The following is a 12,987-nucleotide window of genomic DNA, read 5'->3' on the forward strand; positions in this document are numbered from 1 at the left end:
CGGCGTGGCGCACACCGTGATCGACCTGTTCTCGGGCTGCGGGGGCATGACGGCCGGTTTCACCGCCGCGGGCTTCCGCCCGGTCCTCGCCGTCGAGCACAACCTCCACGCCGCGGCCACCTACGCCGCGAACTTCGGCTTGAGCCACACGGTGTGCGCGGACATCGCGACTGTGTCCGACGTCCCGTCTGCCGACGTGGTCATCGGCGGACCGCCGTGTCAGGGCTTCTCGAACCTGGGCTCCCGCGACGTCGACGACCCGCGGAATCAATTGTGGAAGCAGTATCTGCGGGTCGTGTGCGCCGCGCGGCCAGCGGTGTTCGTGGTCGAGAACGTCGACCGGTTCCTGGCCTCGTCTGAGTTCGCGCTACTGGTCGCGGAAGCGGACCGACTGGGTTACACGTTGAGCAGCGGAACCCTCCTGGCCGCCGACTTCGGCGTACCCCAACGGCGCAAGCGCGCGTTCGTCATCGGCTCTCGGATCGGCCCGATCCCGCTGCCGGTCGGGTCGGTGCCCTGGGTTGGCGTCGGAGACGCTTTCGGCGACCTGCCGGAACGTCCCCCGACGACTCGCCTGCCGCTGTCGACGGTAGAGGTCTTCGGCACGCGGGTGCCTGGGCGCTTCAAGAGCCTGGACCTGCACCTTGGGCGCAACCCGACGGCTCTGTCGCTGGAGCGGTATCGGCACATTCCGCCGGGGGGCGGGCGGTTCGACCTGCCGGACCACCTGCTGCCGCGGTGTTGGCGGGAGAAGAAGACGGGGACGACGGACGTGATGGGCCGGATGCGCTGGGACCAGCCGTCGCTGACCATTCGGACGGAGTTCTACAAGCCGGAGAAGGGGCAGTACCTGCATCCGCGCTGGGACCGGCCGATCACGCATTTGGAGGCGGCCCGGCTGCAGACGTTCCCGGACACGTTCGAATGGTGCGGCAGCAAGATCGAGATAGCCCGCCAGATCGGGAACGCGGTGCCGGTGCGGCTGGCACACGCGCTCGCGACACACGTGCGCGACTACTTGTAGACCTGACTCTGGCTCACCCGTCGCGTGCATCTACCCGCGCAGGGTCAGGTAGCTCGCCAGGGCCGTCAGCGACGGCCCATCAGTGACCTGGCCACCCGCGATGAGCGCAGGAAGGTCAGCGACGGGCACCCATTCGACCCGGCTGGCCTCGGCGTCGTCGTGGTCGGCTTCCAAGTGCACCTTGGTGGCGAGGAACGTCCGGTAGAGCTGGTCACTGATCCCGGTCATCGGGCTGTAGACAACCAGCGGCGTGATCGTTTCGACGCGGTATCCGGTCTCCTCCAGCACCTCGCGACGCGCGGCCGCGGCCGGGTCTTCCCCGTCGTCGGCCCAGCCCGCCGGGATCTCCCAGCCCCAACGGTCGGTCGTGAACCGGTGCCGCCACAGCAGCAACACACGGTCGCCGTCCACCACGACAGCCCCGACCGAGGCCCGGGGAAATCTGATCACGTGGTGCTCGAAACGGGGGCCGCCGGGGATCTCCACGTCGTCGAGGTCGATGGTGACCCACTCGGACGCGAAGACGCGGCGGGTGCCGTGCACTGTCCACTGTGCAGGGTCGTCAGCCACCGACGACCTCCCTCAGACAGGCGTCCAGTTCCCGTGCCCCTGACGGGCCGGACAACCGGACCAGGTCGGCGCGCAGCGCGCGGGCGCGGGCAACGATCGGTGCCACCGTCGCGCCGCGGGCCGACTCAAGGGCGCCGACCGCGACACGGGTCGCCTCCCTGGCCTCGCCGTCGTGCACCAGGCACGTCGCCATGTCGAGCGAGAGCAGGGCACGTCCCTTGGCATCGTGGGGAGCACGCCGGGTGAGTGCGTCTCGTATGGCGGGAGCCGGGCGGGTGGTGTCGCGCAGCGCCAGGTAGACGCTGCCCACCAAGCCGTTCAGCCGTGCGGCATCGAAGAAGTCCGTCCCCACGCCGGGTTCGGTGGCCAGGCCGAGGCAGCGGTGTGCCACGTCGAGGGCACGATGAGCCTGCTGTGCGTCACCGGTCGCCGCTGCCGCGCGAGCTGTGAGCGCGGCGATCCAGGCTTGGCGCCGTGGACTGGACTCGGCCGCGGCGCGCTGTCCGGCCCGCGCCAGCAGTGTCCGTGTCTGGCCGTGGTCGCCCGTGTGGTGGGTGGCTATCGACCGGGTCGCCAGCGCCCAGGCGGCCAGGTCAGGGGTGTCCGCTTCGCGTGCGGCCAACTCGGCGACGTCGAAGTAACTGGCCGCGTCGTGAGGTCGGTCGAGATCGGTCCACAGCGAACCTGCCAGGCCCGTGAGCACACCCATGACGACGGTCGCCCGACGACGTAGCCGTAGAGGCATTGGATCGGCCAGCAGGGCATTGACGTGGCTGATCAGCGCGCTCACGGACGGCCACATATGAGCGGGCGCGGTGTGTGGATAACCCTCGGCGAGCCCGTGGACGGCGTTCTCTAGGTGGTCGAGGGCGACGACGTCAGCGCTGGACCGGGCGAGCGTGGCCGCGAGTGCCCACGGCTGCGGACTGGGCTCGGCGTATGCGGCGATCGCCTGCGGTGCGGCCGGTGTGCTGGTGGGCCGGAATCCGAGTGCCGCGTCGCCTGCGGCGCCGAGCACGTGCCGCAGCGCCGATCGGTAATGCGCTCCAGGCCACCGCACCGCGCCACGCTCCCACCGCGCGACCGCGCGGGCGTCGAGCTCGAACCGCTGGCCGGTGGTGTCCCACAGCAGTGCGTTGACTGCCTCGGCTAGTTCAGCCCGCCCCATATGCGCGCCGGGCACGCGCCGCGACGGGGTGCGTTCTCGTGCGGCGCGCAGTTGCTCGTTGGCCTCGGGCACCTGCCAAGAGTAGCCGGGCAAGCTCGGAGCGTCAGCGCGCCGATCTGCTCCGCAATGCCCCCGGATGCCCCGTGGTCCGCGCTCCCGTGCACCGCCCCGCGCACCGACGCTCAACTGCATGACCGTGCTCGCGATCCTGGGTGCCACCGTCCTAATCGCCGTCGCCGCCGTTGTGGCCGAAGCGGCGGCGGGCCGTTGAGCCACCGCGACATGACCAAGCGATGGGCGTGCACCCCGCCTCCCCATCCCGTGCCCGACCCAGTGCGGGCGCACGTGAGCTGCCCGACGTGCGGCGCGTTCTGTTTCGGTGTGAGCGCTGCTGCCGCGTCGAGCATTCTTGAGCGGCACCGATATTCACTCCACGGCGGCGACACGTGATCGGCCTTGAAGACACCGACGTCGCCACGGCGCTGGCCATGCTCGCCGCCAAGGCGCCGCAGGTCTCGGCGGCGATCGTGCGCGAAGACCTCACCGTCGAACAAGTCGATGCGTTGCTTGCCATCCTCACCCATACCCGCCACCACATGCGCGAGCTGAGGTTCCGCTGGTTCGGTGTGCTGGTCGAACCAGGCAATGCTGAAGACCTGTCCTGAGATATGCGTCGCGTTGCAATGCAACTAGGTGCATATCTAGAGTGGTCGGCATGGCGTTGGAGCACGCGATCCTGGTCTCGCTGACTGAGCGGGCCGGGTCCGGCTATGAGCTGACCCGGCGGTTCGACAAGTCGATCGGGTTCTTCTGGCGGGCCACCCATCAGCAGATCTACCGCGTCCTCAAGCGGATGGATGAGGCCGGGTGGGTCCATGTCGAGCACGTCCCACAGGACGGCAAGCCCGACAAGAAGGTCTACACCGTCACCGAAGAGGGTGCCGCCGAGATCGAGCGCTGGGTCGCCGAGCCGAGCGCGCCCCTGGAACTGCGCGATGAGCTCGCGGTCAAGCTGCGGGCGGCGGCGCACGGGGACCTTGGGGCGATGATCGCCGAGGTTGAGCGGCATCGGGACCACCACGCCGAGCGGCTCGCGCTGTATGAGGCGTTGGAGAGACGCGACTTTCCCGACCCGGACGTGCTGACCGGCCCTGCCCTGCACCAGTTCCTTGTCCTGCGTGGCGGCGTGAGTGCCGAGCGGGGGTTCGTCGCGTGGTGCGACGAGGTCTCGGCGGCCCTGCGGCGAGAGAAAGGCGATTCCTGATGAGCGAGTACCCCACCTTGTTGTCCCCGCTGGACCTCGGGTTCACCACGCTGCGCAACCGGGTCGTGATGGGCTCGATGCACACCGGCCTTGAGGACCGGGCCGCCGACATCCCCAAGCTGGCCGAGTACTTCGCCGAGCGGGCGCGGGGTGGGGTCGGCCTGATCATCACCGGCGGCTACGCGCCCAACCGGACCGGGTGGCTCAAGCCGTTCGCCTCCAAGCTGACCACCGACGCTGAGGCGCGCGCGCACCGCGAGGTCACCGACGCCGTGCACGCCGCCGGGGGCAAGATCGCGTTGCAGATCCTGCACGCCGGACGCTATGCATATCACCCGTTCAGCGCGTCCGCGTCGGCCATCAAGGCGCCGATCAACCCGTTTCGGCCGCGGGCGCTGTCCGACCGCGGGGTGCGCGCGCAGATCAGTGCCTTCGTGCGGTGTGCGGTGCTGGCCAAGGCGGCGGGCTATGACGGTGTCGAGATCATGGGGTCCGAGGGGTACTTCATCAACCAGTTCCTCGCGCCGCGCACGAACAAGCGCACTGACCAGTGGGGTGGGTCGCGGGAGAACCGGCGCAGGCTCGCGGTCGAGATCGTGCGGCGCACGCGGGAGGCGGTCGGGACCGACTTCATCATCGTCTACCGGCTGTCGATGGCCGAGTTCGTCGAGGACGGCCAGACCTGGGACGAGATCGTCACCCTGGGCAAGGAGATCGAGGCGGCGGGCGCCACGATCATCAACACCGGCATCGGCTGGCACGAGGCCCGGGTGCCCACCATCGTCACCTCCGTGCCGCGCGCGGCGTTCACCTCGGTCACCGCGCGGTTCAGGCCGCATGTGTCGATCCCGGTGGTGACGTCGAACCGGATCAACATGCCGCAGGTGGCCGAGGAGGTCCTCAGCCGCGGCGACGCGGACCTGGTGTCGATGGCCCGGCCGATGCTGGCCGACCCGGACTGGGTGGTCAAGGCCGAGCAGGGCCGGGCCGACGAGATCAACACGTGCATCGCCTGCAACCAGGCGTGCCTGGACCACGTGTTCCAGAACCGCAAGGCCTCGTGCATGGTCAACCCGCGGGCGGCGCGGGAGACCGAACTGGTGCTGCTGCCGACCCGCAAGGCCAAGCGGGTCGCGGTGGTCGGTGCCGGTCCGGCAGGCCTGTCCGCGGCGGTGACGCTGGCCCAGCGCGGGCACGCCGTCGAGTTGTTCGAGGCGCGTTCCGAGATCGGCGGGCAGTTCGACATCGCCAGGAGGATCCCGGGCAAGGAGGAGTTCGACGAGACGATCCGCTACTACTCGCGGCAGCTCGCGGTAACCGGTGTGACTGTCCACTTGGGAGCACGGGTCGGCGCCGCCGAGCTGTCCGGGTATGACGAGGTCGTGCTCGCCACCGGGGTCGCGCCGCGCCTGCCGTCGATCCCGGGTATCGACCACGCGAAGGTTTTGTCCTATGTGGACGTCGTGCGGCACGGCAAGCCGGTGGGTGCGAAGGTGGCGGTCATCGGCGCGGGCGGTATCGGCGTCGACGTCAGCGAGTTCCTGACCCACACCGAGTCGCCCGCCCTCGACCTCACCGCCTGGCGAGCGGAGTGGGGCGTCGACGCGGAGAACGGGCTGACCAAGCCCCAGCCGGAGGCGTCGCCTCGACAGGTCTTCCTCTTGCAGCGCAAGGAAGGCCGCATCGGCGCAGGCCTGGGCAAGACGACCGGCTGGGTCCACCGCGCGGCCCTGAAGTCCAAGCGGGTGGAGCAGATCCCCGGCGTGAACTACGAGCGCATCGACGACGCTGGCCTGCACATCACCTTCGGCAAGAACCGCGAGCGCGCCCGGGTGCTCGACGTGGACAACGTCGTCATCTGCGCGGGCCAGGAACCCGTCCGCGACCTGGCCGACGACCTGCGCGCGGCGGGCGTCCCGATCCACCTCATCGGCGGCGCCGACGTCGCGGCCGAACTCGACGCCAAGCGCGCCATCGATCAGGGAACCCGGCTGGCGATGACCCTGTGAGTGTCTCGGTGTAACAGTCGGCGACCGCCGAACTGCCCCCTCCAGTGCCGCACAACACATCCATGACCCGGGCGCGTCACCCGGGAGTCGGCCTGCAGGACCCGGCCCACGCGGTCGGCTATCTGCTCAAGGAACGCGTCGGCAACCTCGACGAACTGGTCGGTTCCCTGCGCCGGTGGCGGCGGGCGAAGTGGTGATCGATCCGCACCTGATCAGCGCCCTGATGCCGCACCGACCACCCGCTCGACGCGCTGAGCCCGCACGAGCGCAGGATCCTGGCCCTGGTCGCCGAGGGACGGTTCAACCTGGGCATCGCCGAACAGATGACGTGCCAGGTGGGAACCGTGGAGAAGCACCTGAGCGCGATCACGTCGAAGCTCGGCCCCTCCTCGATCGACCCGCCCCAGCGGCGCGGCGTGAACGTGCGGGTCCTGGCCGCGCAGGCGTTCCTGCGCGGGTCGCACCGGTGAGTTGCCGGTTCGCGAAAGACCCCACATCCTGAGGGTCCATGCCGACCGAACCGGAGCCCGCCATGTCCGAAGTCGACGACTTCCTCGACGAGATGCTGTCCAAGCAGGTCGCGGCGGAGCGCGCGATCCACGAAGGCGATGTCGAGCCGCGCCTGGCGATCTGGTCCCGGAACGACCCGGTGACGCTGTTCGGGGCGGCGGTTCCCGTGCGGTCCGGCTGGCCGGAGGTGAGCCGGACCTTCCACTGGGTCGCCTCCCGCTTCTCCGAGTCGGTCGACTACCGGTTCGAGGTCGTGGCGGCCGGGGCCAGCGGCGATCTGGCCTACACGATCGGGTTCGAACACAACACCGTCCGCGTCAACGGCGAGATGACGACCTACACGCTGCGCGCGACCCACGTCTACCGCCGCGAGGACGGTGAGTGGCGGATCGTGCACCGACACGGGGACCCGGTCCCGGAGGATCAGGAGCCCCGGGTGAACCCGTAGCCGCCGTCGACCTCGCGCACGCGCTTGTGTGGGAACCGGCGCTCGACGTAGTCCTTGGCAGGGGTGCCGGGCATCACGTAAACCGGTTCCACCTTGTCCTGCAAGGGTTTCAGCACCGTGTCCATGAACGCCTTGCGATCGTCCAGATAGGGGCCGAGCACGTCCTCGCCCGCCGGGCAGACGGCCATGCAGTACGCCGCCTTGTAATTCGGCTTGAACGCCAGGCTCTGCCACATCGACGCGTTCTCCGCGTCGGTCACCCGGTCGCGGAAGTCGTCGGCGTCGGTGCTGTCGGCCACGGTCTGCGCCCAGTCGGTGAACCCGCTCATGAACTCCCGATAGTTGTGCGTCGAGCAGGCGAGGAAGTCGAACTCGCCGGTCTTCTTGATCGCGCCGACCGGGCACGCCGCCACGCACAGCTTGCACTCGAAGCAGGGGTTGTAGTCCAGCGGCGCCCCATACTCGGTCACCTCGGCGTCGACCAGCAGCGTCGCCAGCAGGACGAAGTTGCCGAAGCGCGGGTGGATCACGTTGCGGTGCACGCCCATCGCGCCCAGCCCGGCGGCGACGGCGACGGTCTTGTGCGCCACCACCCAGATCCGGCCCGGGTAGTTGTCCATCTCCATCGGAAACGTGGCGGACGGATTCAGCGCGCGATACCCCGCGTCCTGGAGCCCGCGCACCACGTCGTGCCCGATCTCGTTGGCGATCTCCCCGCTGCGATGGAACTCCTGATTCGCCACACTGCGCGCGGGCGTGCGGACGTTCTCGCGGTTCATTCGCACGACCAGCGAGACCAGCGTCTTCGTGCTGGGGAGCGCGGCCAGGACATGCGGACGCTCGCCCGCGAGGTCGGGGTGGTCGAGGCTGACCGCGGCCACATCGTCGGCCCCAGCCGCGAGGCACAGCTCACGCAACCACGCTGCGTCGATCGGGCCAGGTGGTTCGACGCGCGGGCGGTCCAGCACGGCCCGCACGCTCGGGTGGCGCGACACCTTGTCCGGCAAAGCCACGGCTCCTCCAGCAGTCAGTTGGATTCTCCAACTCATCGTGTCAGCGGAGTAGGTTGGAAATCAAGACCCAGCAGGTAGGATGTCGGTTGTGCCACCAAGAGCCTGCTCGATCGCCAATGCCCTGCAGGTCATCGGCGAACGCTGGAGCCTGCTCGCCCTACGCGAGATCTTCTTCGGCGTCCGCCGCTTCGACCAGATCGCCACCAACACCGGCGCCAGCCGCGACATCCTCGCCACCCGCCTGCGCACCCTGGTCGAGGCGGGTCTGCTGGAGAAGCAGCGGTACAACGCCCATCCGCCCCGGTATGAGTACGTCCTCACCGACGTGGGCATGGCCCTGCACACGGTCCTGCTGACCCTCATGTCATGGGGCGATCACCATGTCACCCAAGGCGAACCACCCACGGTCTGGCGCCACTCCTGCGGTGCAGAGCTGACTCCACGAACCGTCTGCGCGTCCTGCGGCGACGAGGTCCACGCGCCTGACCTGACCCTCGTCCGCGCCGACGGGCTCGGCACGGACGAGTGACCAAGCAGGGGCCCGACGACGTGGATCAACGGCTGTAACGCGAGAACCCCGCATACACGTGCTGCGTACGCGGCGTTCTCCGGCGTAGTGCGTCGGCTGCGGTTGAGACGGACCTTCGGGGGCACCAGTTCGCGCGCGTCGTCCGCCGAATGCGCTGACGTCTGCACGGCGTTGGCGGGTGACCCGGCCCGCGAAGGAGTCATCGACAAGGTTCAGCGATGCGAGCTGCTCGCCGTGGCCCTCGGCCGGATTGTGAGGTCGCACGTCTGGCAGTGGGGGCAGCGTCTGGCCCGAGCAGGTGTTCCCCGTGATCTCGAACGCCGCCGCGTCGTTGCCAGAGATCGACGCGGCGCCGAAGGTCGTGGGCAGCGTCCCGGTCGCCTCGACCGTGACCTTCCGGGGGTGCCCCGACCGTCGCCGTTCCCACGTCGGGACTGACCACCTTGACCACACCCGCCACACAGGCGGCCTGACCTGTCACCCGTTCGTGCAGCAGTCCCATCCACCAGGACGCTGGACTGGATGACTCCCTCGCGTTTGCCGTAGCCGGATAACACCCAATCCGGGGGTACTTCCACACGAAAGTAGTAACAATGTCCTCCGCTGGGCGACGGACTCAGATGTCCCCGCACCAAGCAGGAGGCAGTCCCATGAGGCGTAGCCGGTGTGCCAGGGCCGCGGTCCTGGCGATGGTCCTACCCATCTCGCTGGTCACCTCCGGTGGTGAGGCGGTCGCCGCGCCCACCTTGGGGGCCGAACCGCTGACCCCGGCGGACCGGGTGACAGCGGACAAATCCCCGACCAGCAGGCTCGCCAAGACCGACGCCTCGCTGCTCGGGCGGACCGATGCCATGCTCATCCCCGTAGTCATCAAACTCGACTACGACTCGCTGGCAACCTACGCGGGTGGGCGCCGCGGCCTCGAGGCCACCAGCCCCTCGGTGACCGGCAAGAAGCTGAAGGACAAGACCGCGGCGCAGCAGAAGTACGAGGCGTTCGCCGCGGGCCAGGAGCAGGCGTTCAAGGCCGAACTGGCCACGCGGGCGCCGCAGGCCGCGGTCGGGACCTCGCTGCGGGTGGTGTACGGCGGCGTGTCCGCCCGGGTGCCCGCGAACAAGATCAGCGACATCCTCGCGATCCCGAACGTCGTCGCCGTGCAAGCCGACGACCCCAACCACCTCCTCACCGACTCCAGCCCGGACTTCATCGGCGCCCCCTCCAGCTACAACCGGCTTGGTACGACGGCGGGTGCGGGCACGGGCGTCCTCTACGGCAATCTGGACTCGGGCGTCTGGCCCGAACACCCGTCCTTCGCCGACCTGGGCAATCTCGCCGCGCCGCCGGGGCCCGCGCGGGTGTGCGACTACGGCGACAACCCGTTGACCCCGGCCAACGACCCGTTCGCTTGCCAGCGCAAGCTGGTCGGCGGCGCCGCCTTCACCCAGACCTACGACCTGGTCCTGGGCGACGACGTGTTCGCGGGCACCGCCCGCGACAGCAACGGCCACGGCACGCACACCGCGTCGACGTCGGCGGGCAACATCGTCAACAATGTGTCCGTCCTCGGGCGGGCGCAAGCCCCGATCCACGGTATCGCGCCCGGCGCGTGGGTGATGGAGTACAAGGTCTGCGGCCCCCAGGGCTGCTTCCCGTCCGACACCACCGCCGCGGTCGGCCAGGCCATCTTGGACGGCGTCGACGTGATCAACTACTCGATCTCCGGCGGCGAGGACCCGTTCACCGACCCCACCGAACTGGCCTTCCTCGACGCCTACGCCGCGGGCCTGTTCGTCGCCGCGTCGGCGGGCAACTCCGGACCCGCCGCGGGCACGTCCAACCACCTGTCGCCGTGGGTGACCACGGTCGCGGCGTCGACCCAGCGGCGCGAGTTCGCGAGCACGCTGACCATCACCGCGGACAACGGCGACACCTTCACCGCCGACGGCGCGAGCATCACCCCCGGTGCGGGCCCGGCCCAGATCGTGCTCGCCTCCGCGGCGCCGTACTCCAACGCTCTGTGCACCACGCCCGCGCCCGCGGGCCTCTTCACGGGCAAGATCGTCGCGTGCCAGCGCGGCCCCGGCCGGGTGGCCAAGGGCTTCAACGTCCTGCAGGGCGGCGCGGCAGGCATGGTCCTCTTCAACCCGAGCCGGGCCGATGCCCTGACCGACACGCACTGGCTGCCTGCGGTGCACCTCCCCGACGGCACCTCGATGCTGGCGTTCCTCGGCTCGCACACGGGCGAGACCGCCCGGTTCACCGCGGGCCAGTCGCGCTCGGGCCAGGGCGACGTCATGGCCGCCTTCTCCTCGCGCGGCCCCGGCGGGAACTTCATCAAGCCCGACGTGACCGCGCCCGGCGTGCAGATCCTCGCGGGCGACACCCCGATCGTGGAATCGGTTGCCAGCGGCCCGGGCGGTGAGCTCTTCCAGGCCATTGCAGGCACGTCGATGTCCAGCCCGCACACCGCGGGCGCGGCGATCCTGCTCAAGGCGATCAACCCCGGCTGGACCCCGGGGCAGATCAAGTCGGGCCTGATGTCCACGGCGACCACAGCGGTGGTCAAGGAGGACCGGTCGACCCCAGCCGACCCGTTCGACATGGGTTCGGGCCGTATCGACCTGCGGCAGGCGTGGGCGCCCGGTATCACCTTCGACGAGACCGCGGCCAACATGGCGCTGCTGGCCAATGACCCGGTCAACGCAGTGCACCTGAACGTGCCGTCGGTCAACACGAACGTCATGCCGGGCAGGCTGACCACAGTCCGCACGGCGAAGAACGTCAGCGGGCTCAAGCAGAAATACACCGTCTCGACCACCGCCCCGGCGGGAGCGAAGATCACGGTGCTGCCGAAGAAGTTCAGCCTCGACCCGGGCCAGTCGGCGCAGTTGTCGATCACCATCGAGTCACAGGCGCCCGCCGCGCAGTTCTTCGGGCAGATCCGGCTGGTGCCGGATAGCCCGCAGTTCCCAGCGCTGCACCTGCCGGTGGCGTTCAAGACCGGCCAGTCCCACGTGACGCTGGCCAGCGAGTGCGCTCCCACGCAGATCGCGGTCAACGCGACAAGCACGTGCACGGTGACCGCGACGAACACCTCGTTCACCGACACGACCGTTGACCTGACGACGAGGCTGTCCAACCAGCTCAAGGTCGTGAGCGCCAGCAACGCCACGGTGGTCGACAAGCGCACGGTGCACAAGACCGGGGTGACGGTCGCGGGCGCCTTGCCGGGTGTCCCGTCGGTCGACGCGGGTGAGCTGTTCGGCTACATCCCGCTGACCGCCTTCGGCGTCACACCGGTCCCGATCGGCGACGAGGAGATCATCAACTTCAACGTTCCGGCGTTCGTCTACAACGGGGTGACCTACAGCCGGGTCGGCGTCGACTCCAACGGGTACCTCGTCGTGGGCGGTGGGACGGCCGACGACAACAACTGCTGCTCGCTGCCCACGGGTCCGAGCCCCGCGCGGCCGAACAACATCCTCGCGCCGTTCTGGACCGACCTCGACGGCACGGGCGCCCCCGGCGTCTATGCGGCCGTGCTCACCGACGGGGTGAACAGCTGGCTGGTGTTCGAGTACCGGGTGAACGTCTTCGGCACCACGTCCGGGCGGACGTTCCAGGTGTGGATCGGCGTGAACGGCACGCAGGACATCACGTTCGCCTACAACCCGGCCGCCCTGCCCGCCGACCCGGGCCAGCCGTTCCTGGTCGGCGCCGAGAACGAGTTCGGCGGCGGCGACATCGCCGCGGTGCTGCCCACCGACGACCTGCGGGTGACCAGCACCGTGCCGGTTCCGGGGGCGTCGGTGTCCTACACGGTGACCGTCGTGGGCACCGAGCCCGGTGCCGGGAGGGTGACCACCGAGATGACCGGGGCGGGTCTGCCCGGCACCACCGTGGTGACCAGCGTGGTGGCGATCGAGTAGGAGAACCGGTGGGAGCGCGGGGCCCGGCGGTGAGTTCGCCGGGCCCCACTCCCGCTGAAAGTCAGTAGCCGACGTTTGGCAGCGCCTCCTGGCCACGTCGGTCGCGAAGCTGGTGCCTCGTCGTTCACCGAGGAGGTGCGCAAGACGCCGTTGACGGCCACGCCGTACTCACTGCGGCACGCCGCTGTGTCGACGTGGCTAGCCGGGGAGTGGACCCGGCCCAGGTGGCGAAGTGGGCCGGACACTCACTTGAGGTGCTGCGTCAGGTTTACGCGAAGTCCTTGCACGGCAGGGAGAACGCCGCGCGCGACGTCACCACGTATTCGCCACGAACACCCGTAGACGGCCCGACATGGCCGGACGCAGCCGGACAAGACAAGATCAAGCCCTGACCGGCTTTACGCTGGTCAGGGCTTGATTTCACCCGGCGAAAGGTGGTGCCCCCGGCAGGATTCGAACCTGCGACACACGGTTTAGGAAACCGATGCTCTATCCCCTGAGCTACGAGGGCGTGCGCCGGACA

General features: G+C 69.4%; 12 protein-coding genes and 1 tRNA gene. 9 read left to right on the top strand and 4 right to left on the bottom strand.

What is annotated here, in order from left to right; all coding sequences use genetic code 11:
• Positions 1–4 precede the first annotated feature (4 nt).
• The gene (locus BN1701_RS29755; RefSeq protein WP_082860147.1) at positions 5–1,024 is read left to right on the top strand and encodes a DNA cytosine methyltransferase; all 1,020 of its coding nucleotides are present in this window, start codon (positions 5–7) and stop codon (positions 1,022–1,024) included.
• Between the two features lie 30 nt (positions 1,025–1,054).
• On the opposite strand, the gene BN1701_RS29760 is transcribed toward BN1701_RS29755, so the two are convergent.
• Both BN1701_RS29760 and BN1701_RS29765 read right to left on the bottom strand, forming a co-directional pair.
• Positions 1,055–1,594: an NUDIX domain-containing protein gene (locus BN1701_RS29760; protein ID WP_054054310.1), complete on the bottom strand. Its 540-nt coding sequence runs from the start codon at positions 1,592–1,594 to the stop codon at positions 1,055–1,057.
• Complete coding sequence (locus BN1701_RS29765; protein ID WP_157368287.1) at positions 1,587–2,834, bottom strand: hypothetical protein; 1,248 nt, start codon at positions 2,832–2,834, stop codon at positions 1,587–1,589. The genes BN1701_RS29760 and BN1701_RS29765 overlap by 8 nt, the downstream gene beginning before the upstream one ends.
• A 374-nt stretch (positions 2,835–3,208) precedes the next feature.
• Between BN1701_RS29765 and BN1701_RS29770 the strand changes: the two genes are divergently transcribed.
• The 6 genes from BN1701_RS29770 to BN1701_RS29785 all read left to right on the top strand — a co-directional run bounded on the left by BN1701_RS29770 (position 3,209) and on the right by BN1701_RS29785 (position 6,993).
• Entirely contained in the window at positions 3,209–3,427 is a 219-nt protein-coding gene (locus BN1701_RS29770; protein ID WP_054054316.1) for a hypothetical protein, read from the top strand.
• Positions 3,428–3,477: 50 nt separating this feature from the next.
• Entirely contained in the window at positions 3,478–4,026 is a 549-nt protein-coding gene (locus BN1701_RS29775) for a PadR family transcriptional regulator (protein ID WP_054054318.1), read from the top strand.
• Positions 4,026–6,035 (top strand): NADPH-dependent 2,4-dienoyl-CoA reductase, encoded by a 2,010-nt coding sequence (locus BN1701_RS29780; protein WP_054054320.1) that lies wholly within the window; start codon positions 4,026–4,028, stop codon positions 6,033–6,035. The genes BN1701_RS29775 and BN1701_RS29780 overlap by 1 nt, the downstream gene beginning before the upstream one ends.
• A gap of 62 nt (positions 6,036–6,097) precedes the next feature.
• Positions 6,098–6,232, top strand: coding sequence for a hypothetical protein (locus tag BN1701_RS37940; protein ID WP_255364664.1), 135 nt, complete (start codon positions 6,098–6,100; stop codon positions 6,230–6,232).
• A gap of 54 nt (positions 6,233–6,286) precedes the next feature.
• Positions 6,287–6,505, top strand: a complete 219-nt coding sequence (locus BN1701_RS37945) for a LuxR C-terminal-related transcriptional regulator (protein ID WP_082860148.1) — start codon at positions 6,287–6,289, stop codon at positions 6,503–6,505.
• 38 nt (positions 6,506–6,543) lie between these two features.
• Positions 6,544–6,993, top strand: a complete 450-nt coding sequence (locus tag BN1701_RS29785; RefSeq protein ID WP_231949757.1) for a nuclear transport factor 2 family protein — start codon at positions 6,544–6,546, stop codon at positions 6,991–6,993.
• Here the strand turns inward: BN1701_RS29785 and BN1701_RS29790 are convergent.
• Entirely contained in the window at positions 6,969–8,006 is a 1,038-nt protein-coding gene (locus BN1701_RS29790; protein ID WP_231949758.1) for a 4Fe-4S binding protein, read from the bottom strand. The two genes, BN1701_RS29785 and BN1701_RS29790, sit on opposite strands and share 25 nt — an antisense overlap.
• Before the next feature lie 88 nt (positions 8,007–8,094).
• Between BN1701_RS29790 and BN1701_RS29795 the strand changes: the two genes are divergently transcribed.
• Both BN1701_RS29795 and BN1701_RS29800 read left to right on the top strand, forming a co-directional pair.
• A complete protein-coding gene (locus BN1701_RS29795; RefSeq protein WP_369800646.1) occupies positions 8,095–8,535 on the top strand; it encodes a winged helix-turn-helix transcriptional regulator in 441 nt (146 codons plus the stop codon).
• A 650-nt stretch (positions 8,536–9,185) separates the two neighbouring features.
• On the top strand, positions 9,186–12,464 hold the full coding sequence (locus BN1701_RS29800) for a S8 family serine peptidase (RefSeq protein WP_082860149.1): 3,279 nt from the start codon (positions 9,186–9,188) through the stop codon (positions 12,462–12,464).
• A 435-nt stretch (positions 12,465–12,899) separates the two neighbouring features.
• Here the strand turns inward: BN1701_RS29800 and BN1701_RS29805 are convergent.
• A tRNA-Arg gene (locus tag BN1701_RS29805) sits at positions 12,900–12,975 on the bottom strand.
• Between the last annotated feature and the right edge of the window lie 12 nt (positions 12,976–12,987).

The organism is Alloactinosynnema sp. L-07, from assembly GCF_900070365.1.
Lineage (GTDB): Bacteria > Actinomycetota > Actinomycetes > Mycobacteriales > Pseudonocardiaceae > Actinokineospora.

What these genes read in the sequence shown, in the direction of transcription:
- BN1701_RS29800 (WP_082860149.1), top strand. Translation starts at nt 9,186, where the DNA reads ATGAGGCGTAGCCGGTGTGCCAGGGCCGCGGTCCTGGCGATGGTCCTA.
- BN1701_RS29785 (WP_231949757.1), top strand. Translation starts at nt 6,544, where the DNA reads ATGCCGACCGAACCGGAGCCCGCCATGTCCGAAGTCGACGACTTCCTC.
- BN1701_RS29775 (WP_054054318.1), top strand. Translation starts at nt 3,478, where the DNA reads ATGGCGTTGGAGCACGCGATCCTGGTCTCGCTGACTGAGCGGGCCGGG.
- BN1701_RS29780 (WP_054054320.1), top strand. Translation starts at nt 4,026, where the DNA reads ATGAGCGAGTACCCCACCTTGTTGTCCCCGCTGGACCTCGGGTTCACC.
- BN1701_RS37940 (WP_255364664.1), top strand. Translation starts at nt 6,098, where the DNA reads ATGACCCGGGCGCGTCACCCGGGAGTCGGCCTGCAGGACCCGGCCCAC.